Raw genomic sequence first — 23,777 nt, 5'->3', positions numbered from 1 at the left:
TCTGATGCGCCTAATTGGAGTCGCTGCGAGGGATGCACGCTGATGTCAGCAGTCTCCGCCCCGTGCTACCATGCCGGCTTGAATTCAAGGAGCGCTTGTTGAAAGAGCACATCCATATTCTCGGCATCTGCGGCACCTTTATGGGTGGTATCGCCCTGCTGGCCAGGGAGCTCGGGTACCGGGTTACCGGGTCCGATGCGAATGTCTATCCACCCATGAGCACCCAGCTGCAAGCGGCGGGTATCGAGCTGATGGAGGGTTATCATCCTGAGCACCTTGAGCCGGCGCCGGATTGCGTGGTGGTAGGGAACGCTATGAGCCGTGGCAATCCGTTGGTGGAGCATCTGTTGAATGTCGGTTTACGCTATACCTCTGGCCCCCAGTGGTTATCGGAGCATGTTCTGCAGGGCAGGTGGGTGCTGGCGGTATCCGGCACCCATGGCAAGACGTCCACCAGTAGCCTGCTGGCCTGGATCCTGGAGTACGCGGGCATGTCACCGGGCTTTTTGATTGGCGGTGTGCCCGGTAATTTCGGTTTGTCTGCGCGTCTGGGTGGATCGGATTTTTTCGTGGTGGAGGCGGATGAGTACGATACGGCCTTTTTCGACAAGCGTTCCAAGTTTGTTCACTACCGGCCACGAACGCTCTGCATCAATAACCTTGAATTCGATCACGCCGATATCTTCGATGACCTCGCGGCCATTCAGCGTCAGTTTCACCATTTATTGCGCTGTGTGCCGGGCGGCGGGCTGGTCGTTTATCGCCACGGCGTGAACGCGATCGATGAAACCCTTGCTGCGGGATGTTGGACACCCACGGTATCCTTCGGTCTTGGAGATGCGAGCGGGGCAGACTGGCGAGCAGAATTGCTGGAGGCGGATGGTTCGGCTTTCCGTGTGCACCCCGGCCCGGACGACAGCGCTGAGGTGAGGTGGCAGTACTGCGGTGACCACAATGTCGAAAACGGCCTGACTGCGATGGCGGCTGCCAAACACGTTGGCGTGTTACCCGGAATTTCGGCGGATGCACTGGGCGCCTTTAAGGGGGTGAAGCGGCGGCTTGAGCTGTTGGGCAGGCCCGGCAACGTCGCGGTGTACGACGATTTTGCCCATCACCCTACGGCGATCGCTACAACGTTGAAGGGGTTGCGGGCTCGGACCGGGGCCGGCCGGCTAATTGCCCTGATTGAACCCCGCTCCAATACCATGCGTATGGGTGAACACAGGGCACAATTGGCCGCTTCCACTCGGGATGCCGATCTGGTTCACTGGTTTCAGCCCGCGGGTCTCGATTGGTCCCTCGAGGACGTTATTGCGAGCGGCGACACTGCTGCACACTTGTATACCGACATCGACGCGCTGGTCGGCGCCGTGTCTGAAGAGGCGCGGGAGGGAGATCAAGTGGTTATCATGAGTAACGGGGGTTTCGGCGGTATACACCGAAAACTGCTCGATAGTCTGGAGGGAAAACTGCCCCGTGTTTGAATGGATGACTTCTATCTACGACCGGCTGGTGCTCCGTCGCCCCTGGATGACCCTTGCGCTGGTGACTCTGCTGGTGGCAGGCATGGCGACCCAGCTTCATAAGATTACGTTGGACGCCTCTGCCGACGCGCTGCTGCTGCAGGGCGATCCCTCACTGGAGCTATTCCGCGAGGTAGGCCGGGAATACCGCACGGAGGAGTTTGTGCTGGTGACCTGGAGCCCTGATGTCGAGCTGCTGTCGTCCGCGTCTCTGGACCCGCTGCGCACCATGGCGGACGAGTTGCGTGAGCTAGAGGGCGTGTCCTCGGTGGTTACGGTGTGGGATGTGCCTTTGCTGGAGAGCCCGCCGGTCAGCTTGCGCGATATTACCTCTGGCGACCCCCTGCCCAGTCTGGAGGACGAGGGTATTGACCGTAGTCAGGCCCTTACTGAATTCACCACCAGTCCTATTTACGCCAACCTGCTGGTCAGTGAAGACGGTGAGTTGACCGCGGTCCAGATCAACCTTGAGCGCGACGATTACTACGACGAGCTGCTGCAAAAACGGGATGCGCTGCGTAACCTGGACAAAGCGGGCACGCTGTCTGCGGCGCAGGCGGTCGAGCTCCAGACTACGGAGCAATTATACAAAGCGCACACCAGCGTAGTCCTCGAACGGCAAAGTCAGTTGGTAGTCAACGTGCGCGAAATAGTGTCTCGCTACGGTGATTACGCCCAGTTGTTCGTCGGTGGGGTGCCCATGATCGCGGCGGATATGGTGACGTTTGTCGAAAGCGACCTGACTAATTTCGGCGGCGCGATTCTTGGGATAATGCTGCTGATTCTGGCGGTGGTCTTCCGTCGTCTGCGCTGGGTTGTTATTCCCCTGGTGGCCTGTGGTTATACCCTGGTGGTGATGCTGGGACTGCTCGGTTTGCTGGACTGGCGCATGACGGTCATTTCGTCCAACTTTGTCGCCGTGTTGCTCATTATCTGCCTTGCACTGAGCATTCACCTTATCGTTCGCTACCGCGAACTGCACGCGCTGGATCCGGACGGGAGTCTGCATGAGCGCGTGCTCAATACCGTACGGCTTATGGTTGTACCGTGTTTTTACAGCTGCCTGACCACTGCAGTGGCGTTTGTATCTCTGGTGGTATCGGGTATCCAGCCGGTTATCGACTTCGGCTGGATGATGACTACCGGTATTGTCATTGCCCTGCTGATAACGTTCCTGGTGGTGCCCTGCCTGATGGTGGTCTGGCGCGATACGCAGGAGACTGCTCACGCCGACGACACCCCGCCCTTAACGCGCTACTTCGCGGTACTGGCAGATCGCTTCGGCGGCACCATCCTGTTTGTGAGTCTGCTGCTGTTCGCGTTGACGGTATACGGTGTTTCGCGTCTGGAAGTTGAAAACCGCTTTATCGATTACTTTCATGAGACCACTGAAATTTATCGTGGCATGGAGCTGCTTGACGCTCGACTGGGTGGCACCATCCCGCTGGATATCGTGATCACGGCGCCGGACATGACTGCGCCGTTGCCCGGATTGGAGAATCTCTCGCCTGCCAGCGACGCATCGCCGGTTGTTGGCGACCCGCCAGGCGGCGACGGTGTTATCGAGGATGAATTTGCCGATGAGGACTTCGGCGACGATGAGTTCGCCGACGAGTGGGGCGATGACTTTGGCGATGATGATTTCGGTGTGCCAGGGCAGGAGAGCTTCAAGCCCAGCTACTGGTTCAGTGTGCCGGGCATGCGTCAGCTTGACCTTGTGCACAACCACATCGATGCGCTGGAAGAGACTGGCAAAGTCCTGTCTCTGTCCACCGTTTACGCGGTAGTCAAGGATCTGATGGGCCAGGATATCAGCAGCGTAGAGCTGGCCCTGGTTCAGAAAAGCCTCACAGACGACATCAAGGAAATGATGGTCGACCCCTATTTCTCGCTCGACAAAGAGCAGGTGCGCATCAATGTGCGTGTAAAAGAAACCAGCGAGACATTGCGACGCAATGATTTTCTGGTAGCACTCAAACGCGACCTGGTGGAGGAATTAGGGCTGGAAGAATCGCAGGTACAACTGACGGGCATGCTGGTGTTGTATAACAACGTACTGCAAAGCCTGTTCCGCTCCCAGATTCTTACCCTGGGCACGGTATTTGCCGTGATCCTGGTCATGTTCCTGGTGCTGTTCCGCTCTCTGAAACTGTCACTCATCGCGCTGGTGCCGAACCTGCTGGCGGCGGGCATGGTGCTGGGAGTAATGGGGCTAACGGGAACACCACTGGATATTATGACCATTACCATTGCTGCTATTGTGTTGGGCATTGGCGTCGATAATTGTATTCATTACGTGCATCGCTTTCGGCGTGAGTTTCCTCGCGATCGTGACTACGTGGCGACTATGTACCGCTGCCACGAGAGCATCGGCCGCGCACTGTATTACACTACCGTGACGGTGGTGGTGGGTTTCTCCATGCTGACACTGTCAAACTTCAACCCGAGTATTTACTTTGGCCTGTTGACGGTGCTGGCCATGTTGACGGCGGTCATCGGTGCCCTGCTGTTACTGCCGCGCCTCATCATACTGTTCCGGGCGCTGGGCCCGGCAGATAACGCATGAGGCTATCGTTCGGGGTGAGAGGCAGAGACTGATGGACTGTCGAAGCCACTGCGGTGCCTGTTGTGTTGCGCCCTCTATCCACCAGCCTTTTTATGGCATGCCCAACGGTAAGCCGGCGGGTGAGTCTTGCATTCATCTGGATGACGCTGAAGGCTGCCGTTTGTTTGGGGATGCGCGACGCCCTGGCCTGTGCGCGGCGTTCATGCCACAGCCAGCCTGCTGCGGCAATAATCGGGACGAGGCACTGGCGCTTCTGGCTGCACTGGAGGTCGAGACGCAGCCCTCAACAGTGCGGTGGACAGAGACATGATGGAGTTGCCTCTGTTTCCCCTGTCAGGTGTGTTGCTGCCCTACGGGCGCTTGCCCCTGCAGATTTTTGAGCCGCGCTATCTTGATCTGGTAAAGGACAGCATGAAGTCCGAAAGTCCCTTTGGGGTAGTCTGGATTCGGCGGGGCGCAGAAGTAGCAGAGCGGGGGCGCGCCTCTGCAGAGCTTGGTGACTACGGCACCTGTGCCCACATCGTCGACTGGGATCAGCTCGACAATGGTTTGCTGGGTATCACGATAGAGGGTGGCGAGTGTTTTGACCTGTTTGAAACGAGCACACGGTCCGATGGGTTGGTGATCGGCCAGGTAGAAATTCAGCCGACGCCTCCAGCGGTGCGTCTGTCTGAAGAGAGCCAATCACTGCTTGATATTCTCCGCAGCCTGGAACAACACCCGCATGTGCAGCGCCTGAACCTGAGGCTGGACTATAACGATTCATGGCAGGTGGCCTATGCCCTGGTGCAATTATTGCCCATGGATGAGGCGCTGAAATATGAGTTATTGGGCATGGCCGACATCAATGATCTGGCGGCTGAGTTACAGGTATTGCTGAAACAGATCAGTGGCGAAAACTAAGCTTCGCTGCTGCTCCGCATTCACTCACTGAAGCGAGGCTGCCAGCCACCGCATTCTTTCCAGCGGTTGACAATATCGCAAAACAGCTCGGCGGTGCGCTCGGCGTCGTAGGCGGCCGAGTGGGCCTCGTTGTTGTCAAAAGCGATACCGGCTTCCTCACAGGCGCGTGCCAGTACCGTTTGCCCGTAGGCCAGGCCAGCCAGCGTGGCCGTATCGAAATGGGAAAAGGGGTGGAAGGGATTGCGCTTGATATCGCATCGCTCCACAGCCGCATTGACAAAGCCCGCATCGAAGTGGGCATTGTGACCCACCAGCACAGCCCGGGTACAAGACTGCTCACGCATCTCCTTACGCACGATGTTGAACATGGCCTTGAGGGCCTCCGCCTCAGGCACAGCTTCGCGAAAGGGGTGCCAGGGATCGATGCCGGTGAAGTCGAGAGCGGACTGCTCGATATTAGCGCCCTCGAACGGCTGCACGTGGTACTGGAAAGTACGATGAACTGCCAGCAGCCCGTCGTCATCCATGCGCACAGTAGTCGCGCCCAATTCCAGCATCGCGTCGGTCGACGCATCGAATCCGCCAGTCTCTACGTCGATGACCACGGGCAAAAAACCGCGAAAACGGTCACTCATCTGGCATGCGGATTCGCTACTCATGAGGAGGCTTCAACCTGCCAGGCGATGGCTCGGTTGGCGCCTAAGGGGGTCAGCGTTTCGGACCCAAGAGCCAATTGTGCAGGGACGGTCCAGCTGCGCTTACGCAGTGTCACGGTGTCCTCATTGCGCGGCAAGCCGTAAAAGTCGGGTCCGAAATGGGAGGCAAAACCCTCCAGCATGTTGATAGCGTCCATTTGCTCGAACACCTCCGCGTAGAGTTCAAGTGCCGCGTGCGCGCTGTACACCCCGGCACAGCCGCAGTCGCTTTCCTTGCTGGCAGTGGTGTGGGGTGCGGAATCTGTGCCCAGGAAAAATTTGGCATTTCCCGAGGTGGCCGCGGTGCGCAGTGCTTCCTGGTGTGTGCGTCGCTTCAGTACCGGCAGACAATAGTAGTGTGGGCGAATACCCCCCACTAACATGTCATTGCGGTTAAGCAACAAGTGATGCGCTGTGATGGTCGCGGCTACCCTGTCGCCGGCTGAGTTTACAAAATCTACCGCATCGGCCGTTGTGATGTGCTCCAGCACCGTGCGCAGACGTGGGAAACGGCGGGTGATCGGCTCGAGGTGTTGTTCGATAAACACTTTTTCGCGATCGAAAATATCGACCTCGCGGTCGGTGACTTCGCCGTGCACCAACAGGGGTAAGTCCGCCTTCTCCATGGCCTCCAGCACCGGGTAGAGGCCATCGAGTTGCGCGACGCCGGCATCGGAGTTGGTGGTGGCGCCGGCAGGATAAAGTTTCACCCCGTGAACGTGTTCGGAGGCGGCTGCCCGTGCGATTTCCTGTGGCTCAGTCTGGTCCGTGAGGTAGAGCACCATCAGCGGGTCGAATTGACGCGGCTGATCGGCCATGGCCGCAAGCAGGCGCTCGCGATAGGCCAGCGCCAGCGCTACAGTGGTCACAGGGGGTGTCAGGTTGGGCATCACAATGGCCCGTCCAAAGTAACGTGCCATATCGCCGCAGGTAGCGGGCAGGGCAGTGCCGTCCCGCAGGTGTACATGCCAGTCATCGGGGCGGGTTATGGTTAATTCGGTCACGTGTAGCCTTGGGACAAAGAAAGCGTGGGCGGAATCCTACCATAAATGCGGGTGATTCCCTGAATCGACTATGGCCTGCGGGTGTCGATTCACGCCTTCCCGGCGAGGTGGACCCGAGCTCCGGCCGCTGTCGTCCAGGTAGCCTTTTCAGGCTCCTCTCGTGGCATGCCCTGCCAGCAGACACCGAGGTGCACTGGAGAACGACAGGCCCTGCTGCTCGGGGATTGGGCTGGCGCACCCTGGTAACAATAACTCGCTGGGAATTACCGCTCCCCGGCGTTAGAATGTGCGCCCTTTTCTGACCAAGGCTCCAGGGAGCTTGAGATGTCTGACGTAAAGAAAGTCGTACTGGCCTACAGCGGTGGTCTGGACACCTCGGTCATCGTGCGGTGGCTGCAGGACAATTATGGCTGCGAGGTGGTGACATTTACCGCGGATATCGGCCAGGGCGAGGAAGTGGAACCGGCGCGCGCCAAGGCGGAGGCCATGGGCGTGAAGGAAATCTATATCGACGACCTGCGTGAGGAATTCGTGCGAGATTTCGTGTTCCCCATGTTCCGCGCCAACACCATTTACGAGGGTGAGTACCTGCTGGGCACCTCTATCGCGCGCCCCCTGATTGCCAAGCGACTGATTGAGATCGCCAACGAAACCGGGGCGGATGCCATCTCTCACGGTGCGACGGGTAAAGGCAATGACCAGGTGCGCTTTGAGCTGGGTGCCTATGCACTTAAGCCCGGCATCAAGGTGATCGCACCTTGGCGGGAGTGGGACCTGCACTCGCGCGAATCGCTGATGGCCTACTGCAAGGATCGTGACATCCCCGTGGATTTTGCCAGCGCGAAGAAAAAATCGCCCTATTCGATGGACGCCAACCTGCTGCACATCTCCTACGAGGGCGACCTGCTGGAGAATCCCTGGTCCGAGCCGGAAGAGGATATGTGGCGCTGGAGTGTCAGCCCGGAAGCGGCGCCGGATACACCGGTGTATATCGAGCTGGATTTCGAGCAGGGTGATGTGGTCGCGATAGACGGAGAGGCGATGACTCCGGCGACGGTGCTGGAAACCCTGAACAAGGTGGGCGGTGCCCACGGCATTGGCCGCGATGACATTGTCGAGAATCGCTATGTGGGCATGAAATCCCGAGGGTGTTATGAAACCCCCGGCGGCACCATCCTGTTGAAAGCGCATCGGGCCATCGAGTCCCTGACACTGGATCGGGAGGTGGCACATCTGAAGGACGAACTGATGCCGCGCTACGCCAATGTGATCTACAACGGCTACTGGTGGTCACCCGAGCGCAAGATGCTGCAGGCGGCGATTGATGAATCGCAGGCTGTGGTGAATGGCAAGGTACGTCTCAAACTGTATAAAGGTAATGTCATTGTGGCGGGTCGGCAGTCGGTAGACAGTCTGTTCGATGAGTCGATTGCGACCTTCGAAGACGACGCCGGTGCCTATGACCAGAAAGATGCGGAAGGCTTTATCAAGCTGAACGCGCTGCGTCTCAGGATTGCAGCCAACAAGGGCCGCTCGCAGTTTTAGCTGCGCGCACGGCTTGCTGTTCTTTTTCGCTAGGGCTGTTGCACCTCCGGAGGATTCACCCAGGAAAAATGCCCTGCCGGGTTCGACCGGAGTAGCCCTGTTGCCGGCTTGAGCGCGTGGCAGCTTCGCCTCTCAATGAAAATCGTGTGACTGTACCGGCAGTTCAGCCAGCTCGCTGGTGTAATCGTACAGGGCACCGGCAATAACATGGATAACATTGTCCTTCTGCTCCACCACACCTTTTACCAGTAATAACTTGCCCCCCATCAGTGCCTGACGGAACTGCTGCTGGGTGCGTTGCCATACCACGATATTGCTGTTGCCGGTTTCGTCTTCCAGTGTGAGAAACAGTACGCCGGAGGCACTGCCGGGGCGCTGGCGGCAGGTGACAATCCCGGCAATGCGAACAAAACGCCGATTACCCAGAGCGGCGAGATCGGCCTGGCGTTTGCAGCGGTTGAAGGGATAACGTGTGCGCAGCAGGCTCATCGGGTGAGCCCGCAGTGTCAGCCCGGTGGCGCGGTAATCGGACAACACGTCTTCCGCTACATTCGGTCGGGGCAGCTGCACCCCGTCGTCAAAATAGCTGCCGTGTTGACTCTGTTCGTCTTGCAACAACGGTCGGGGTTGTTCCAATGCCATGATCTGCCACTGGGCCTGGTGACGGTGGCCGCTCAGCGATTGCAAGGCGTCGGCATCGGCGAGGGCTTCCATGTCGCGTTTGTCGAGTTGTGCCCGGCGACGCAGGTTGCTGATCTGCCGGAAGGGTTTGCGCTGCCTGGCCTCTACCAGCCGCTGTGCCCCCTGGCGACTCAGGCCACGCACCAGACGCAGGCCCAGGCGTAGTGCCGGCTGCCCCTGTGCCTCTGGGTACTCCAGTAACTGGTGATCCCAGAGCGACTGGTTAACGTCTACCGGTAACACCACGACCCGGTGGCGGCGCGCATCCTGTATAAGCTGTGAGGCGCTGTAAAAGCCCATAGGCTGGCTGTTGAGCAGCCCTGCAAAGAAAGCGGCAGGGTGATGACATTTAAGCCAGGCGGAGACCCAGGCGAGGAGGGCAAAGCTGGCAGAGTGAGACTCGGGAAAACCGTAACCGGCAAAGCCCTTGATCTGGTCGAATAACTGCCCTGCGAACCGGGCATCGTAGCCGCGCTCGATCATACCCTGGGTGAGTTTCTTCTCGAAGGTAAGCAGTTTGCTGTTTCTGCCCCAGGAGGCAATGGCGCGTCGCAGGGCGTCTGCTTCGCCACCGGTAAAGCCTGCGGCGACCATCGCCAGGCGGATCACCTGCTCCTGGAAAATCGGCACTCCCAGAGTACGCGCCAATACTTCCCTGATGGCATCGCTGGGGTAGGTGATCGCCTCCTTACCCTGTTTGCGCCTGAGGTAGGGGTGCACCATGTTGCCCTGAATGGGGCCCGGCCGCACGATGGCGATTTCGATCACCAGATCGTAAAAGGTGGCGGGTTTTAATCGCGGCAGCATCGACATCTGCGCGCGCGATTCGATCTGGAATACGCCGACAGTATCCGCCTGCTGCAGCATGCGCCAGGTGGCGGCGTCGTCTCTTGGCACATCGCTTATGGTTTTGAGTGCGGGGCAGTAGCGGTGCACCATTTGCAGGCTCTTGCGTATGGCAGACAGCATCCCCAGCGCGAGTATGTCGACCTTGAGCAGGCCCAGCGATTCGATGTCCTCCTTGTCCCACTGAATGACCGTACGGTCCGCCATACTGGCATTTTCAACGGGCACCAATTGCGAGATAGGGCTGCGCGTAATCACAAATCCACCCACATGTTGTGACAGGTGCCGGGGGAACCCGAGAATTTGTTGTACCAGTGAGTAAAACAACTCTGCCTGCTGACTGTGGCCCGCTACGCCCTGTTCTTCAAAACGTTTTGCCAGGTCGCGGGTGCGATCCCACCAGGCCATGGATTTAGCCAGGTCGTCGACGAATACCGAATCCAGCCCGAGCGCCTTGCCCACGTCACGTACGGCGCTGCGCGCGCGGTAGGTGATAATGGTGGCGGCCAGGGCAGCGCGTCTGCGGGAATACTTGTTGTAAATATACTGGATGACCTCCTCTCGCCGCTCGTGCTCGAAATCGACATCGATATCAGGTGGCTCGTCGCGCTCCCTGGAGATGAAGCGTTCAAACAGTAGTGAGATCTGTTCGGGCGAGACCTCGGTAATAAACAGGCAGTAACAGACTACCGAGTTGGCCGCTGATCCGCGGCCCTGGCACAGGATATGCCGGCTGCGGGCAAAGCGCACGATATCGTACACCGTGAGAAAGTAGTATTCGTATTGCAACTCTTTAATCAGCGCTAATTCACGCTTGATGCGGGCCTGTATGTCTGGCGGTACACCCTGCGGCCAGCGCTGCCGTGCACCCTCGGCCACCAACTGATGCAGGTAGCTGGTGGCGTTGTGATTCTCGGGAACCACTTCCTGCGGATACTCGTAACGCAATTCCTCCAGCGTAAAATCACAGCGCTCGGCGATGTGCACGGATTCTGCCAATAGATCGTGGTTATAGAGGCGACGCAGTGATTTTTGTGTGCGTAAATGTTGTTGGCTGTTGGCCAGGCGGCGGGTACCCAGCTGGCTGATACTGGTGTTGTGGTGTAGTGCGGTGAGCACGTCGAGCAGTGGCTTGCGGCTGGCAATATGCATGCGCACATCGCCGCAGGCCACCATCGGAATGCTCAGGGTATTCGCCATGTGTGCCAGCCCAAGGTAGCGACGGCTCTCGTCGTTACCCAACAGGTTGCTGACGCCCAGCCATAGGCGGCCTTTGCACAAACGCGCCAGCTGCAGGCCAAAGGCCTGCGTGGTATCGCTGTTATCGTCGGGTAACCAGATGATGAGGCAGCGTTTGAGATGAAACACAATATCGCGCAAGGCGACCCGGTATTCTCCCTTGGGGCTGCGCCTGCGGGCCATACTGATAAGCCCTGACAGCTCCGCATAAGCGGCGCGGGAGGGCACCAGCGCGACCAGCCGAATGCCTTCCTCCAGTTGCAATTCGCTGCCGATGATCAGCTTGGGTTTGGCATCACCTTGCAGCTCCCTGAGCGCGACATGGGCTTTCACTACACCGGCCAGTGAGCACTCGTCGGTGATGGCTATCGCGTGGTATCCCAGCGCTGCTGCCCGCCCCACCAGCTCGTGAGGGTGAGACGCGCCGCGCAGGAAACTGTAGCAACTGAGGCAGTGGAGTTCGGCGTAGGGCATGCTCAGGAATCGATCGGACTGACCACGCCCATGGCACCGCGCCCCAGCACATGCGTGTAAATTTCGGTGGTACTCAGGTCGCTATGCCCAAGTAGCTTCTGAATGGTGCGAATGTCGTACCCTTGCTGCAGTAAGCGGGTGGCAAAGCTGTGTCGAAAGGTATGGCACTTGACGTGCTTGGTGATACCCGCGCGAACGCGGGCCTGTGTGACCTGCTTGCGCAGCGCCGTGTGATGCAAGTGATGACGGCGAAGGATCCCGGTGCGAGGGCAGGCGCCAATCGTGGTGGAGGGGAACACAAATTGCCAGCCAAGCTCCCGTGCCGCGCCCGGATACTTCCCGGCCAGTGCATTGGGCAGGTGAACATCGCCAACGCCGTCTTCAATGTCACGCGTGTGCTGTTTATCGACAAAGGCAATTTGTCCGGTCAAGCTCTCCTGCACACTCTGCGGTAACAGGGTGGTTCGATCTTTGTCACCCTTGCCCGAGCGTACGGTGAGTGTGCTTAATCCAAAATCAATATCCTTGACGCGAAGATTCAACAACTCGTTTTGCCTGAGCCCGGAGCCGTACAACAGCGACACCATCAGTCGGTGTTTGTCGGGAAGCTGTGCGAGAATGCACTGTACTTCCCGGTGTGTAAGCACAACCGGTAAGCGACGTTTGATGCGCGCCTTCTCGAAATTCAGTGCGTCAAGTTCGACCTTGAGGAATTTTCTATACAGATAGACCAGCGCATTCAGCGCAATACGCTGGGTTGCCGGTGAGCAATGCCGCTGACAGCCCAGGTGAGACAGAAAACTGTTGATATGCTCTGCACCCATCTCCCGGGGGTGACGCTTGTTGTGAAACAGAATAAAGCGACGCACCCAGTGCAAATAGGTTTTCTCTGTCTGGTACGCGTAACCGCGCGCCCGAATATCCTGACGCAGTTGATCAAGAAAACGCAGGGGGCCGGCAGGTATGGCGCGACTGATATCGTCCACAGCCTCTCTCCTTTTATACTACTGTATATATATACAGTAGTATAAAAGGAGAGATTATCAAGCCCGTTTTTCAGGGGACCTGACACAAACCATGGGCTAAGCATCCATATAAACATTGATAATATTGAACTAATCAACAGCGAATGGGTCTTCCGACTTGCTCGAAATTGATGAATTTTGATACTGCCAGAGGCTCGTGTTTCCAGCGCTCGGTCGCTGCGTTAAGCTAACTCATTGTCGATAAGGAAATAATAATAAATGACCACGCACATATATCCTGCATACGAGGCCGCTCGGTTTTCTAGACCGGTCTATGTACTTAGCTGTTATAGGGCCTAGCATTGCATGTCTATCCAAATTCGTAGGGCGAACCCGCAAGACATAGATAATGTACTTCCACTCGTACGGGACTTCGTGACGAGTTTTGAAATTGTAGAACCTAACTTCCGACAATCATACGCAAACATTCTGGAAAGCTCTGATGCAGTAGCCCTCGTAGCTGTCGATGAAGGCGCTCTCATTGGCTATTGCTTGGGGTTCTGTCACGATACATTCTACGCTAACGGAAATGTAGCCTGGCTTGAGGAGATCATGGTGTCCAGTTCACATCGCAGGCAGCGTGTAGGCGAGTCTCTGATGACCTCCTTTGAAGAATGGGCCAAATCAAAGGGTGCTGTGCTATCCGCCCTTGCTACTCGTCGTGCTGCAACCTTCTATCAGGCAATTGAATACGAAGAATCGGCGGCATATTTTAGGAAGCTGTTGTGAAGCCCGGCCCAATAACAAGTCAGGGCTTGGGACGGCTTAACAGCCGCCCTAGCCTGAAGCGTTAATTAGCCCTTGAATACGACCGCGCTCAGAGAAGGAAAAGCGAGCCTCCAGCGAGGGATAGAAACAGCTGGGGGCCAGTTGACCCTTTTCCCCAACAAGATGGTTTTCTCATCCCATGCCCTAAACATACAACGAGGCGAAACCGAGATTCCCGTATCTGCTATCGCTTCCATCCAACCAGCTTGGACCAAGTTTCTAGGTTTCATCCCTCTCGTGCCCAACGCTTTCATAGTGGTCACTACGCCCGGGGAAGAGTATTGTTTTACTGTGTTTGGCAGGTCATCTTGGTTAAAGGCAATAGCGAGTGCGCGGGCTAATTAACAAGTCAAGGCTGCAAGGGCGCTTCGCGCCGGGACGGCCTTACGGCCGCCCCAGCTTGAAGCGTTAAGTGTACATGGATATAGCAAGCAAAATTAAAACAACGCCCTTGTGGTTAGCACCAGTGTTATTCATTTCAACATTGGTAATAGGCATTTATATAGGTACGCCAATTGCAGTTTCTTTTTACGACTCGACCATTCCATCTGAAGTATCTCAGCTATTTGCACTTATGCCTTTTGTTTATTTTTATAGCTCTATTCCATTATGTATTGCTTGCGCTATTGGCCTTAAGCTAGTTCGCAAAAAATCAAACATGGCTATCAATATTTTTTACATTTTACTGTGTGTTATTCTGGTTCCAGTCATTTTTTATGGTGTTGGAGTTTCTAATTATTATGGTTAGTACACTTAACAAGGGCAGGCAATCCGACAGTCAAAACTGTCACTCGTTTTGCCATAAACCCATCAAAACAAGCGCCATTTTTGCCTGCAGTTGCTGCCGGCGTTAATCTGCCTGGAAAATGTCCGCTAGCGATGGCTGATTTATATATCAAAGAGTCGACTGGATTAGCAGCAAATTTATCAATTCGCCCTCCTACACAGGATCCAAATGAATGATAAAAGGTTTGAAACTTGGGCGCGTTTGCTTGCTTACGTCAGTCGTACTATTCATCAGCGCATGTGATCAACTGTTCACTGATTCGCCCTTTAACACAGACGGCAAGCTTACCTCCGCTGAGCTGGACCATTTTTTGGCGGGAATGAAAGACGCTGCTGACATCAGTCAAAAGGTGGACAGCTGTATCAAGACAGAGGCTGTGCGTCGCGCAGAGATTGTTGGTGATCCGCAGACTATCGATCCGAAAACGCTGCCGTTGCCTGAAGAAAATTGGGTGCCTTTGGATAAGTCGGACAAACGTATAATTTTGGCCCAGCTTATCGTGTCCCAGTCCATTGTATTCTGCACTACAGGGCGAGAAATGTGAGCGTCTATCAACCTGATAGGCTGGGAATAAATGCAGAGATTAACAAGTCAAAGCACGCGGACTTCGTAAAGCTGTCACCTTTTTTGTTCCAAAAAATCCGCCAACTTCACCAAGCCTGTGTTTGAGGCGTTACACGTCAGAGAAAACACAATGATTGTAGTTTATGGAATTAAGGATAATTTGAATCCTATAAAGGCAAAACTATCGGATGTCATTCATGGCTGTATGCAATCCGTTCTGGGAATTCCAGAAGACAAACGCGCGCACCGTTTTGTGCCTTTAAACAATGAAGATTTCTATTACCCAGTGGGCCGAACTGACGCATACACTGTGATAGAAATTAACCTGATGACAGGCAGAAAGCAGGAGACTCAAAAGGCTCTTATAAAAGCGATCTTTCAAAGCATCGAGTCTGAGCTAAATATAGCCCCTATCGACATAGAGATTACCATTAAAGAGCAAGAACCTTATCAATGGGGCTTCAGAGGTATGACGGGCGATGAAGCTAAAGATCTTAAATATAAGGTTAATGTGTAACAAGTGGATGTTGCATCAACCACTGCGTGGTTTGGACGGTTTTTCCGCTCGCTCCTCGCTACAAAACCGCCGCAAATGCGGTCGTTAGCTGCAATTAAAAAAGTCATGTAAGAAATTAAAATACGATATTTTATAGGAGACATTATGAATTTAAGCACAGTTAAAGTAATCACTATTTTCATGGTTACATTTTTGATTTCTACTGGAGTTCAGTCAGAGGTTGTTGATGAAAAAGTAACAGTGACCAGTGATACGTACATACGTGCGGAGAGTGATCGGCAGTTTTCTCAAATTGCGAAAATGGCTGGAGGGGTCAATCGCTTTTTCCATTTCCGGGATCCAACACCTTTAGATAAGCAAAATATTGTCAGAATGAATAGAGATACCTTGTACTCCATGGCTGTTGTGGACACATCCCAAGGGGCGACCATTACCGTTCCTGAGCTACCGGAAGACCGCTACGTTTCTGTCTATCTTGTAGACAATGATCACTACACTCCATTTGTTATCTATACATCGGGCACTCACGAACTACCAGGTGATACCAAGTATTTAGGATTAGGCATTCGTATTCAGGTTATTGACCCGGAGAATCCTGAAGAAATATCACTAGTGAATGAGCTACAAGATAAATTCATTATTACTGCTAAGAGCGCTGACCCCTATCCTTCGCCTAATTGGGATGAGGAATCGCTAGGCGAGCTCACTAAAAAGTATGAGTTAGATTCGGCGAAGTATAAGGACTTCACTGGAATGATGGGGCCACGGGGTGAGGTTAATGAAAAAACTAGGCATATTGCAGCCGCTTCTGGCTGGGGTTTGTTCCCGGAGTGGGATGCGATGTATCTCAACTATAGTGGTGGTCAGTCAGAAAAATCTTGCTACTCTGCGATTTATAATGTGCCTGAGAACAATGCTTTCTGGTCGATCACAGTGTATGGCGACGATGGTTTCATGAAAAGCAACAATAATATCGTTAACTCATCAACCGTGCAGCTAGATACTGACGGCACATTCACGATGTTTTTCGGGTCAGAAGAAGTTTGCGGAAATCAAAAAAATAGAGTGGACGTTAGTAAGGGATGGAATTTTATCATGAGAATATACAAACCAGGGGAAGCGGTATTGGATGGTAGCTATGTGCTACCTGATCCTAAGCCCATCAAACAATAGCAACGAGACACAAGCAGGCAATAAACTATTCAAGAGCCTCACTTTATAAAACCCGTCCTCATGACGGGTTTTTTTGTTTGGTATACACTCTGAGTATGACGCCTCATAATCAGCACAAGCAATCAGACCAGCCCTCGGCTGACTGCGGTTGTGGGCGTTATGTGTCTAGGAGTCGTGTATGAGCTATCTCTATCTTGTCATCGCAATAGTTGCTGAAGTCATTGGCACAAGTGCTCTAAAAGCATCGGACCAGTTTTCGAAAACACTGCCAAGCATTATCGTAGTCATTGGCTACGGGGTAGCTTTTTACTATCTTTCCCTTGTTCTAAAAACGATTCCTATTGGTGTGGCCTATGCTATCTGGTCTGGCGCGGGAATTGCTCTAGTCACAGTAGTCGGTCTCGTTGTTTTCGATCAGAAGCTCGACTTCGCGGCGATTATAGGCATATCGCTAATTGTAGCTGGAGTTATTGTCATGAATGTATTCTCGAAGACGGTCGGGCATTGAAACATAGCACGTCAGTGCAGCAAGGGCGCTTCGCACCGGCAGTGCTGGTCGACCAGCGGCTTGGTGTGTTATCAGCCATTGAGTTAGGTTGGCAGTTGGCAGCCCTCTCCGCTATTGCCATGAGTGAGATAATTCTCGCTATTATTAGAAGGTCTGATATGTCTCAACGAGACGCACTGCAAATAGAAAGACAAGCGGTGTTACACACTTTGGGTAATGAGGAAGGTTGGGAAGGAATGACGGCGTTCCTTCAGACGCGTAAAACGGCGTTTAAGGATAGCTGAATACGTTTTTCTAAAACTAAAAAGCTAATCAATTTTGCTGCCATCGGTTGCCGGGCGCGAAAGATGCGCCGCTTATTGGAGCGTTGGATTCTTTGTATATGAGTCTGAAAAATCTGCTATGGGGGTTTCAAAGAGCTATGTGGATACTATTAATATCTGGAAATACCTGACCACATGTTACTGCACATACATATAGTGGCAGCGAGTTTCTGGGCCGGCATGATCGTGGTAGAAACCTTAGTCGAGTTGCAGGCAGCTAAGGGCTCAGCGCAAGACCTTCGCTTTGTTGCTAAGTCACACAAAATTGTTGACACTTATTTCGAAGCGCCCATCGTCGCAATTGTGCTAGTCACCGGTTCTATCCTTCTGTTCCAGATTTGGCCTAATATTTCCTTATTGCTGGCAGTCAAAGTTATAGCAGGGCTTTTAGCCGTTGTCGTTAATATCATTTGTATTTACTTCGTTCTAGCTCGAGTCAATGCAAAGGATGAAAAGAGCTTTCAGATATGGCAACGAAAGGTTCTCCAAATCGGGCCCTTTATTCCTCTTGTCTATCTGGCCTTTGCGATAGGTATTTATGGCGTTTAAACTAAGGAGAACGTGCAGAAGAATTATATGACGATAAGATATCACTCGCGCATTTTTTCGCTCCGCTGAGACCGCCATGTGTCGCGCTCCGGTCGCGAGTGCAGGCGCTAGGTGGAATCATTCAAATAGAAACGTGGAGGCCCCTATGTCGGTGCTCATGCCTACCGAAGACCAAATAGCGAAACTGCGATCATTGTCGGGTGATGAGCCAGTGGGCGCGTTAAACCTGTTAAGTTTCAATGAACGAGCTCAGTACCAACCCGAAGACCCTGAATATGGTACGCCGGAAGCTGACATTACCGGCAAGGGGGCTTTCCTACGCTATGGGGAAATCGCAGGTCAATTTCTAACAGAATGTGGTGGGCGTGTAGTGTTCGATACGGCTGTAGATCAGATTATGATCGGGCCCTCCGAGCCTTCATGGGATATGGCTGCGATCATGTACTTTCCAACCAGGACAGCATTTATGAAGATGCTGGCTGATCCTGAGTTTCACTCCGCCTCAAGACATCGGAAGGCTGCACTAGCAAATCACACGATGCTGCATCTAGCCGGTGAGCCCTTTAGTGAAAGATGAGGCTAAGGTTATACAAGTGCATGCGGTGTGCTCCTTCTGCGCGCCGGACGATCACAGCGCTGCGCGCTCCGATCGCTGGCCGCCATGGGCGCTACGTGTACCTGAGTCGTTCAGGAAATCGAGATGATTGAGGATAGAAGAAATATGAATAAAGAGAATAGCGGTTTTGAAGATGACGCCTGTAGTGATCCAGGATGTTGCCCTCCGCAGGAAACGATAGTGCGCTCGACGCCGAAGGTAGGGCGAAATGACCCGTGTCCGTGTGATAGTGGGCGTAAGTATAAAAAATGCTGTGGTGCAGCGAGCTAAATGACCATTGGCTATTGTTAACTGATGACACAGGCTCGTATACATAACGGCTCGACGCAGCAAGTGCGCCTCGCGCCAGGATGGTCTCACGGCGGTTCCAGTCTGAAGGCGTATGGAGGCGGAGAGTAAAGAGTGATTCATCCTTTTGCCGATTTGGTCGGCCTGAAAATCGACACACACAATGATGGCACTAGTACGTGCTCGGTAGAGGTGTCCGAAAAATTGCTTAATCCACACAGGGTGGTACATGGCGCGGTAATTTTCTCGCTAGCTGATACGGGTATGGGTGCAGCGCTTTATCCCAGTCTTCTCGAGGGACAGATTTGTGCGACGATAGAGATTAAAATAAATTATTATCGTCCCGTGACGACTGGCTTACTCACTTGTGAAACGACAGTCGTTAATAGAGGGAAATCCGTTGCAAACATGGAGTCCAACATTTTCTGTAATGACACGCTCATCGCAAAGGCGAACGGAAATTACTCGATATTTACCCCTAGCGTTAAAAAAAGGTAGCGATGAGGGGCGCGCCCAGGCTGCGCTGTTACCAACAGGCCAATAAGCCAACAGGCCAACACGGCGTTAGGCCGCAGCGAGTGAGGAGACTAAATGATAGATTTTTTCGATGTGTCACTGATTTTTTCGACGCTGTTGTGTTCGCTTGTCGCGGGTTTTCTATTTTCTTATGCGATTGTGGTGATGCCTGGCATCAGAAATTTGGATGACAGGAATTTTATTAAGGCGTTTCAGGTTACAGATCGCATTATTCAGGATAATCATCCATTATTTTTATTTGTTTGGCTCGGATCAGTCGTTGCCCTGATCGCTTGCGCGGTCGACGGCTTTGATAAACTACACGGTTTGGATTTCGTCATTCTGCTGTTAGCTGCAGTTGGATACATTATGGGTGTTCAACTTCCCACCATATTTTTTCATTTACCATTGAACAATAAATTGCAGAAAATTGATGTAGATAATGTTTCTGACGATAATGTCAAGGTTGCCCGTCTTGAATTTGAGAAGCCGTGGAACAGGTCAAACAAGATTAGAGCTGCAATGGCGGTCGGCGTGTCGTTCCTGTTAATGTTTGTGGCATTAAGGCAATAAAATGATACAGAGGCATAGCCTAACAAGGAGCGCCACAGGGTGGTGGAAGTGCGGGCGGAGTCATAGATTAAAACCGCTTGAGGCCATCGCACTATGAATATTCAAGAAGAACTCGCATTGGCGCGCACTCGCCTTGCCAATGAAAGGACCTTGCTGGCTTACGTGCGCACCGCCTTGTCTTTGATCGCCGGAGGGGTCGTTGTGTTGGAATACCTGGCCGAGGGTCCGGAGCACATAATTGCTGGTTGGGGATTGCTGATGCTAGGTGCAGTGGCTCTGACTATCGGCTTCATTCGCTTCTTAACAGTGCGGTCTAGATGGGGTCAATAAGTTGGACATGCTTTCCGGCCCGCTACACAGTTGAGGCAGGGAGATCTATTTTCGTCAGGACGCACTCAGGTGCCACTGCACGCAGGATTTGGTTGGAGCCGAGCTATCAAGCAAGTGCAGGCTACCGGGGTGACCTAAGCACCATTTTTGATGACGTGGCTTTTTTTTAGTTACGTTATGCTTAGGCTGTTTTCCTCAAGGTGTTAGGTATCTCATGGGTCCGTGATGAATAGAATCAAACCGAACAAGCTACTGGGTAGTAAGTGGACGGCAATAAAGCCAGCGAACAAAGAGAAGCACTTTATCGTCTCTGACGTCGAGTTTGACGAAGAGGATGTTGTTGTTCTATGTTTGATTGAAGCGGTTATGTCAAAGCGATTCATTCAAATAGACTGGCGTGATCTCGAAGATGATAGTCAGTGGTTGCATGGGTGGATATAGGTAAAGGACATCAGCGCGACAACGAGCATTTATGCGGAAAAATTCGTAAGTTTTGGGCAGAGCAGATCGCAATAGCGCTAAACGGGTCAGCAATATATGATTTGTAATGAGAGGTTCTGATATGACGAAAAAATCCCTGATCGTTTCACCTGAAGAGCGTGCTCGCCCTCTCAATATTGCCGGATTCTCAATCACTGTACTGGCCGCAGGCGAACAGACAGGGGGCTATGAGATTTTTCACCAAGTGGGCCCGGAGGGTACTGGCCCCGGCCCACATTTCCACCCATGGGATGAATCATTTTTCGTGCTCAGAGGCGAAGTCGTCTGTGGTGTCGACGATCTTGAGACCTTGGTCAAGCCTGGCGCTTTGGTTCATATCTCTGGAAATACCACCCACTGGTACCGGTTTGGTGAAAGCGGCGGTGAAATCCTGTCCATGACTTCTTGTGAGGGCGCGTCACACATGTACGAGGATTTCGATCGAGAAGGTTCATGGGAAAATCCGAATCGCGATCATCTTGTCCAGTTAGCAGCGAAGCACGGCCAGGTAGTAGTAGATAGCCATGACTGACTGTGCGTAAAACCTCACTATTCGATCAGAAAAAGTCATGGAATAGGATGCGCTTCGCACTGTTGCTGTAACTGCTGCGGTGAAGCGGGCGCTATCTACTTTTGTATTATAAGCGGCGACAATAGAGAAAGGGGAAAGCTGCTACTCCAAGTCTCTGCTGAATGAAGAAGGGGATAAGCCTAGAGAAACCGGACATCGTTTTGTGCACGTAGACGCCGGTAATCAGCGCAAATAGAGAATGTTCTTTGCAGGGTTCCGTAGCATAGAGTGAACATGCAATTTCACCGAGCGTCCAGTGGCCTGCTTAAACCCACGGCAATGGTACAAAGGCGCTTAAAGGGCTAGAGTAAGGCACAATAGCAGGTCAGAGTCATAAGGGCTTTTCATAATTTTTCATGCAAAGAGGTTTACTGAGATGAGAGCTGTCTGGAAAGATCAGGTGCTGGCAGAGAGCAGCGAAACTGTGATTGTAGAGGGAAATCACTATTTCCCCGCTGAATCTATGAATAGAGGTCATTTTTCGCCATGCGAAAAATCATCTTTTTGCCCTTGGAAGGGTGCGGCTAGTTACTATGACGTTGTTGTTGATGGCGACACGAACGAAGGTGCTGCTTGGTATTATCCTGATGCCAAGGAAAAGGCGAAACATATCGAGGGCATGGTCGCTTTTTGGCGTGGCGTAGAGATAGTAGATTGAGTAGCGGCACGTGATAGACAGGCCGTCTGCGAAGCTGGGACAACCGAACAGGCCGTCTGCGAAGCTGGGACAACCGAGGTGCTGAGCGGTTTCGGCAACTAACGGTGACAGCTAGATGAAAAGTCCGTGCTTACTCCCTGACGATATTAGACTACAAGTATTCCGGAGACTTTTATGCAATGGTATCTAGACGTATTAAAAAAATATGCAGTATTTGGAGGAAGAGCACAGCGCAAAGAATATTGGTTCTTTGTTCTATTCAATATCATTTTTTCTGTTGTACTCTCGATGGTTGATGGTCTAACTGGCACATTCAATGCTGAGTCCGGCTACGGACTGCTTAGTGGACTCTATACGTTGGCTGTAGCGATTCCCGGCATTGCGGTATCTGTGCGGCGGCTACACGATACTGGTCGAACTGGATGGTGGTTTTTCATACTTCTTATCCCTGTGATAGGTGCCATCATTTTTCTGGTCTTTATGTGCTTCGATGGTGATGAAAGCGACAACGAGCATGGCCCTAATCCAAAATATCCTTTAAGCAGTTCCGTTTAAGAATCCGGTATTGTTGGGTTTTATAGTGGTCAGATCGAGAATACTGCACTTTATTCTACAACGCGTTAAGCGCATACAGTGGTGTTCGGCGTACTCGCATTGACAGCAATCTTTAGTGCAGCATTTGCGTCCCGTGACGAGACGATAAGATGAATTTGCTCGAGACAAATCGGACATTGGGCGCACACATTGAGTTCACTACCAACTGTAATCTGAAGTGTGTGTACTGTGCAGTACAAAATCAGGACTATATCGGAAGGGACCTGGAACCTGGTTCTATCGAATTATATGTAGAGCAGCTGAAAAAGCGTAATGTCCTTGAGGTGACAGTCAGTGGCCACGGTGAAACAACCGTGATCGAAAACTGGCACGTTCAGTGTAACTCGCTTTTAGAACAGGGTTGCAAACTGGATATCATTACAAACCTGTCAAAAACATTGTCAGTAGAAGAGATCGATACATTCTCGCTTTTCAATTTTAGCTTAGTAAGCTGCGATTCCGTCAATTTGAAGACTTTTAAGGCGTTAAGAAAAGGTTCTGATTTTCGAACGGTGCTGTTCAATATCTCTTGTATTTTGGGTCGAGCGAGATCTAAAGAGCGCCGTCCTCCTATAATCGGCTGGACATCGGTTGTTTGCGATAAAAATGTCTTAGAGCTTGTAGATCTTGTTAATTTCGGCCTCAGCCTGGGCATCGGTTTCTTTTCTTTTTCAAATGTTGTGGCCTACGCTGAAAGCACCAGCTCAGATAGTTATATGCACATTACAGAAATGCCTAAAGAAGAGCAGGCTCTTATCCCTGATGTCTTCGAAGAGATAGAAAAAATACTGATAAGAGCGAAAATTGATTACGAAATAACTGCAGGAATCAGGGAAAGCATAGAGAAAATCAAGATCGGCCAAGTTTTTCTTTCAAAAGAAGAAAAAAAGCGATGTCAAATAACATTATATATCGCGAGAAAAATCCTACAGCAAAAAATCTTACGCGAGACTGTCTTGATCCTTGGAACCGAGTTCTGTTTAGACCCGGAGGCACCATCCACCCTTGTTTTGTCACAGAAGAAAGCGTTGGCTCGTTGAGCCGGCAAAGACCTTTGGATGAAATTCTCAACGGCCCAGAGATAAAACGTTATCGTTCCGGTATCCTGACAGGCGACTTGGTGCCTGCTTGCAGAGATTGTCATTGTAAGGCGTGGGTTTCCATACCAGAAATGGAAAATAGCGTAAGGAAATATTTGCGAGAATATGACCGGACCACTCGGCCTGGCGTTGTTGAAAAATGCACATTCTTGATAACGCAGATAATGCGTAAAGTAATTGATAAAATAGTCGGATCGTGCAAAAAACTGCGCCGATAACGAAATTGCAGTCCGCGATCGAAAAGCTGACTGGAGGACAAAAGCAATCGGCGCTGATTATTATGCAAGATGGTGAAGCACTTCATGATTGTGGAATTGATATTCTGATTCGCGAGAAAATTGTGCGGCGCACCGCCTGAAAT

General features: G+C 52.5%; 29 protein-coding genes. 25 read left to right on the top strand and 4 right to left on the bottom strand.

From position 1 onward, the window contains the following. Positions 1-98: 98 nt before the first annotated feature. From mpl to EYC82_RS10125, 4 genes are read left to right on the top strand one after another with little or no spacing between them, the layout of a single operon-like run. Complete coding sequence (gene mpl, locus EYC82_RS10140; RefSeq protein ID WP_279249415.1) at positions 99-1,484, top strand: UDP-N-acetylmuramate:L-alanyl-gamma-D-glutamyl-meso-diaminopimelate ligase; 1,386 nt, start codon at positions 99-101, stop codon at positions 1,482-1,484. Next, entirely contained in the window at positions 1,477-4,089 is a 2,613-nt protein-coding gene (locus tag EYC82_RS10135; RefSeq protein WP_341475056.1) for an efflux RND transporter permease subunit, read from the top strand. Before mpl ends, EYC82_RS10135 begins: the two co-directional genes overlap by 8 nt. A 31-nt stretch (positions 4,090-4,120) precedes the next feature. Next, positions 4,121-4,399 (top strand): YkgJ family cysteine cluster protein, encoded by a 279-nt coding sequence (locus EYC82_RS10130; RefSeq protein WP_279249414.1) that lies wholly within the window; start codon positions 4,121-4,123, stop codon positions 4,397-4,399. Beyond that, positions 4,396-4,992, top strand: a complete 597-nt coding sequence (locus tag EYC82_RS10125) for an LON peptidase substrate-binding domain-containing protein (protein WP_279249413.1) — start codon at positions 4,396-4,398, stop codon at positions 4,990-4,992. The genes EYC82_RS10130 and EYC82_RS10125 overlap by 4 nt, the downstream gene beginning before the upstream one ends. 20 nt (positions 4,993-5,012) lie before the next feature. On the opposite strand, the gene rnt is transcribed toward EYC82_RS10125, so the two are convergent. Continuing rightward, entirely contained in the window at positions 5,013-5,651 is a 639-nt protein-coding gene (gene rnt, locus EYC82_RS10120) for a ribonuclease T (protein ID WP_279249412.1), read from the bottom strand. Continuing rightward, positions 5,648-6,691: a dihydroorotase gene (pyrC, locus tag EYC82_RS10115; RefSeq protein WP_279249411.1), complete on the bottom strand. Its 1,044-nt coding sequence runs from the start codon at positions 6,689-6,691 to the stop codon at positions 5,648-5,650. Before pyrC ends, rnt begins: the two co-directional genes overlap by 4 nt. A 324-nt stretch (positions 6,692-7,015) precedes the next feature. Between pyrC and EYC82_RS10110 the strand changes: the two genes are divergently transcribed. Next, positions 7,016-8,236 (top strand): argininosuccinate synthase, encoded by a 1,221-nt coding sequence (locus tag EYC82_RS10110; RefSeq protein ID WP_279249410.1) that lies wholly within the window; start codon positions 7,016-7,018, stop codon positions 8,234-8,236. 132 nt (positions 8,237-8,368) lie between these two features. On the opposite strand, the gene EYC82_RS10105 is transcribed toward EYC82_RS10110, so the two are convergent. Continuing rightward, the gene (locus EYC82_RS10105; RefSeq protein ID WP_279249409.1) at positions 8,369-11,476 is read right to left on the bottom strand and encodes an error-prone DNA polymerase; all 3,108 of its coding nucleotides are present in this window, start codon (positions 11,474-11,476) and stop codon (positions 8,369-8,371) included. 2 nt (positions 11,477-11,478) lie between these two features. Continuing rightward, the gene (locus EYC82_RS10100; RefSeq protein ID WP_279249408.1) at positions 11,479-12,462 is read right to left on the bottom strand and encodes an integron integrase; all 984 of its coding nucleotides are present in this window, start codon (positions 12,460-12,462) and stop codon (positions 11,479-11,481) included. Positions 12,463-12,807: 345 nt separating this feature from the next. Here EYC82_RS10100 and EYC82_RS10095 point away from each other — a divergent pair, with 345 nt between their 5' ends. The 20 genes from EYC82_RS10095 (at position 12,808) to EYC82_RS10010 (ending at position 23,774) form a co-directional block, all read left to right on the top strand. Then, the gene (locus tag EYC82_RS10095; RefSeq protein WP_279249407.1) at positions 12,808-13,230 is read left to right on the top strand and encodes a GNAT family N-acetyltransferase; all 423 of its coding nucleotides are present in this window, start codon (positions 12,808-12,810) and stop codon (positions 13,228-13,230) included. A 457-nt stretch (positions 13,231-13,687) separates the two neighbouring features. Continuing rightward, positions 13,688-14,017 carry a hypothetical protein gene (locus EYC82_RS10090; protein WP_279249406.1) on the top strand — a complete coding sequence of 110 codons (330 nt, stop codon included), beginning with the start codon at positions 13,688-13,690 and terminating at the stop codon, positions 14,015-14,017. A 211-nt stretch (positions 14,018-14,228) separates the two neighbouring features. Beyond that, positions 14,229-14,600: a hypothetical protein gene (locus tag EYC82_RS10085; protein WP_279249405.1), complete on the top strand. Its 372-nt coding sequence runs from the start codon at positions 14,229-14,231 to the stop codon at positions 14,598-14,600. A 150-nt stretch (positions 14,601-14,750) separates the two neighbouring features. After that, positions 14,751-15,137: a tautomerase family protein gene (locus EYC82_RS10080; RefSeq protein ID WP_279249404.1), complete on the top strand. Its 387-nt coding sequence runs from the start codon at positions 14,751-14,753 to the stop codon at positions 15,135-15,137. Between the two features lie 144 nt (positions 15,138-15,281). After that, positions 15,282-16,310 (top strand): DUF1254 domain-containing protein, encoded by a 1,029-nt coding sequence (locus EYC82_RS10075; protein ID WP_279249403.1) that lies wholly within the window; start codon positions 15,282-15,284, stop codon positions 16,308-16,310. Positions 16,311-16,488: 178 nt separating this feature from the next. Then, positions 16,489-16,818, top strand: a complete 330-nt coding sequence (locus EYC82_RS10070) for a DMT family transporter (protein WP_279249402.1) — start codon at positions 16,489-16,491, stop codon at positions 16,816-16,818. Then, on the top strand, positions 16,815-17,102 hold the full coding sequence (locus EYC82_RS10065; protein ID WP_279249401.1) for a Clp protease/crotonase-like domain-containing protein: 288 nt from the start codon (positions 16,815-16,817) through the stop codon (positions 17,100-17,102). The genes EYC82_RS10070 and EYC82_RS10065 overlap by 4 nt, the downstream gene beginning before the upstream one ends. A 174-nt stretch (positions 17,103-17,276) precedes the next feature. Then, complete coding sequence (locus EYC82_RS10060; protein ID WP_279249400.1) at positions 17,277-17,690, top strand: hypothetical protein; 414 nt, start codon at positions 17,277-17,279, stop codon at positions 17,688-17,690. Between the two features lie 145 nt (positions 17,691-17,835). Continuing rightward, complete coding sequence (locus tag EYC82_RS10055) at positions 17,836-18,267, top strand: DUF1330 domain-containing protein (RefSeq protein ID WP_279249399.1); 432 nt, start codon at positions 17,836-17,838, stop codon at positions 18,265-18,267. 123 nt (positions 18,268-18,390) lie between these two features. Next, positions 18,391-18,576, top strand: coding sequence for an SEC-C metal-binding domain-containing protein (locus EYC82_RS10050; RefSeq protein WP_341475055.1), 186 nt, complete (start codon positions 18,391-18,393; stop codon positions 18,574-18,576). Positions 18,577-18,708: 132 nt separating this feature from the next. Next, a complete protein-coding gene (locus EYC82_RS18155; protein WP_423243904.1) occupies positions 18,709-19,092 on the top strand; it encodes a PaaI family thioesterase in 384 nt (127 codons plus the stop codon). A gap of 93 nt (positions 19,093-19,185) precedes the next feature. Then, on the top strand, positions 19,186-19,683 hold the full coding sequence (locus tag EYC82_RS10045) for an anthrone oxygenase family protein (RefSeq protein WP_279249397.1): 498 nt from the start codon (positions 19,186-19,188) through the stop codon (positions 19,681-19,683). A gap of 93 nt (positions 19,684-19,776) precedes the next feature. Further along, positions 19,777-20,013, top strand: a complete 237-nt coding sequence (locus EYC82_RS10040; RefSeq protein WP_279249396.1) for a DUF202 domain-containing protein — start codon at positions 19,777-19,779, stop codon at positions 20,011-20,013. A gap of 225 nt (positions 20,014-20,238) precedes the next feature. Then, on the top strand, positions 20,239-20,454 hold the full coding sequence (locus tag EYC82_RS10035) for a TIGR02450 family Trp-rich protein (protein WP_279249395.1): 216 nt from the start codon (positions 20,239-20,241) through the stop codon (positions 20,452-20,454). A gap of 121 nt (positions 20,455-20,575) precedes the next feature. Then, the gene (locus tag EYC82_RS10030; protein WP_279249394.1) at positions 20,576-21,025 is read left to right on the top strand and encodes a cupin domain-containing protein; all 450 of its coding nucleotides are present in this window, start codon (positions 20,576-20,578) and stop codon (positions 21,023-21,025) included. A 415-nt stretch (positions 21,026-21,440) separates the two neighbouring features. Beyond that, a complete protein-coding gene (locus tag EYC82_RS10025; protein ID WP_279249393.1) occupies positions 21,441-21,722 on the top strand; it encodes a DUF427 domain-containing protein in 282 nt (93 codons plus the stop codon). A 174-nt stretch (positions 21,723-21,896) separates the two neighbouring features. Next, positions 21,897-22,277, top strand: coding sequence for a DUF805 domain-containing protein (locus EYC82_RS10020; protein WP_279249392.1), 381 nt, complete (start codon positions 21,897-21,899; stop codon positions 22,275-22,277). Positions 22,278-22,426: 149 nt separating this feature from the next. Further along, entirely contained in the window at positions 22,427-23,356 is a 930-nt protein-coding gene (locus EYC82_RS10015; RefSeq protein ID WP_279249391.1) for a radical SAM protein, read from the top strand. After that, positions 23,293-23,634, top strand: a complete 342-nt coding sequence (locus EYC82_RS18150) for an SPASM domain-containing protein (protein ID WP_423243918.1) — start codon at positions 23,293-23,295, stop codon at positions 23,632-23,634. Before EYC82_RS10015 ends, EYC82_RS18150 begins: the two co-directional genes overlap by 64 nt. Next, entirely contained in the window at positions 23,613-23,774 is a 162-nt protein-coding gene (locus EYC82_RS10010) for a hypothetical protein (protein WP_279249390.1), read from the top strand. The genes EYC82_RS18150 and EYC82_RS10010 overlap by 22 nt, the downstream gene beginning before the upstream one ends. Positions 23,775-23,777 lie beyond the last annotated feature (3 nt).

This window comes from Candidatus Marimicrobium litorale (genome assembly GCF_026262645.1).
Taxonomy (GTDB): Bacteria; Pseudomonadota; Gammaproteobacteria; order Pseudomonadales; family Halieaceae; genus Marimicrobium; species Marimicrobium litorale.
This window is presented reverse-complemented; position numbering and strand designations above follow the sequence as displayed.

Coding starts and splice junctions, on each gene's coding strand:
- EYC82_RS10130 (WP_279249414.1), top strand. CDS start 4,121: ATGGACTGTCGAAGCCACTGCGGTGCCTGTTGTGTTGCGCCCTCTATC.
- EYC82_RS10125 (WP_279249413.1), top strand. CDS start 4,396: ATGATGGAGTTGCCTCTGTTTCCCCTGTCAGGTGTGTTGCTGCCCTAC.
- rnt (WP_279249412.1), bottom strand. CDS start 5,651: ATGAGTAGCGAATCCGCATGCCAGATGAGTGACCGTTTTCGCGGTTTT.
- EYC82_RS10110 (WP_279249410.1), top strand. CDS start 7,016: ATGTCTGACGTAAAGAAAGTCGTACTGGCCTACAGCGGTGGTCTGGAC.
- EYC82_RS10105 (WP_279249409.1), bottom strand. CDS start 11,476: ATGCCCTACGCCGAACTCCACTGCCTCAGTTGCTACAGTTTCCTGCGC.
- EYC82_RS10095 (WP_279249407.1), top strand. CDS start 12,808: ATGTCTATCCAAATTCGTAGGGCGAACCCGCAAGACATAGATAATGTA.
- EYC82_RS10090 (WP_279249406.1), top strand. CDS start 13,688: ATGGATATAGCAAGCAAAATTAAAACAACGCCCTTGTGGTTAGCACCA.
- EYC82_RS10085 (WP_279249405.1), top strand. CDS start 14,229: ATGATAAAAGGTTTGAAACTTGGGCGCGTTTGCTTGCTTACGTCAGTC.
- EYC82_RS10080 (WP_279249404.1), top strand. CDS start 14,751: ATGATTGTAGTTTATGGAATTAAGGATAATTTGAATCCTATAAAGGCA.
- EYC82_RS10075 (WP_279249403.1), top strand. CDS start 15,282: ATGAATTTAAGCACAGTTAAAGTAATCACTATTTTCATGGTTACATTT.
- EYC82_RS10070 (WP_279249402.1), top strand. CDS start 16,489: ATGAGCTATCTCTATCTTGTCATCGCAATAGTTGCTGAAGTCATTGGC.
- EYC82_RS10060 (WP_279249400.1), top strand. CDS start 17,277: ATGTTACTGCACATACATATAGTGGCAGCGAGTTTCTGGGCCGGCATG.
- EYC82_RS10055 (WP_279249399.1), top strand. CDS start 17,836: ATGTCGGTGCTCATGCCTACCGAAGACCAAATAGCGAAACTGCGATCA.
- EYC82_RS10050 (WP_341475055.1), top strand. CDS start 18,391: ATGATTGAGGATAGAAGAAATATGAATAAAGAGAATAGCGGTTTTGAA.
- EYC82_RS10045 (WP_279249397.1), top strand. CDS start 19,186: ATGATAGATTTTTTCGATGTGTCACTGATTTTTTCGACGCTGTTGTGT.
- EYC82_RS10040 (WP_279249396.1), top strand. CDS start 19,777: ATGAATATTCAAGAAGAACTCGCATTGGCGCGCACTCGCCTTGCCAAT.
- EYC82_RS10035 (WP_279249395.1), top strand. CDS start 20,239: ATGAATAGAATCAAACCGAACAAGCTACTGGGTAGTAAGTGGACGGCA.
- EYC82_RS10030 (WP_279249394.1), top strand. CDS start 20,576: ATGACGAAAAAATCCCTGATCGTTTCACCTGAAGAGCGTGCTCGCCCT.
- EYC82_RS10025 (WP_279249393.1), top strand. CDS start 21,441: ATGAGAGCTGTCTGGAAAGATCAGGTGCTGGCAGAGAGCAGCGAAACT.
- EYC82_RS10020 (WP_279249392.1), top strand. CDS start 21,897: ATGCAATGGTATCTAGACGTATTAAAAAAATATGCAGTATTTGGAGGA.
- EYC82_RS10015 (WP_279249391.1), top strand. CDS start 22,427: ATGAATTTGCTCGAGACAAATCGGACATTGGGCGCACACATTGAGTTC.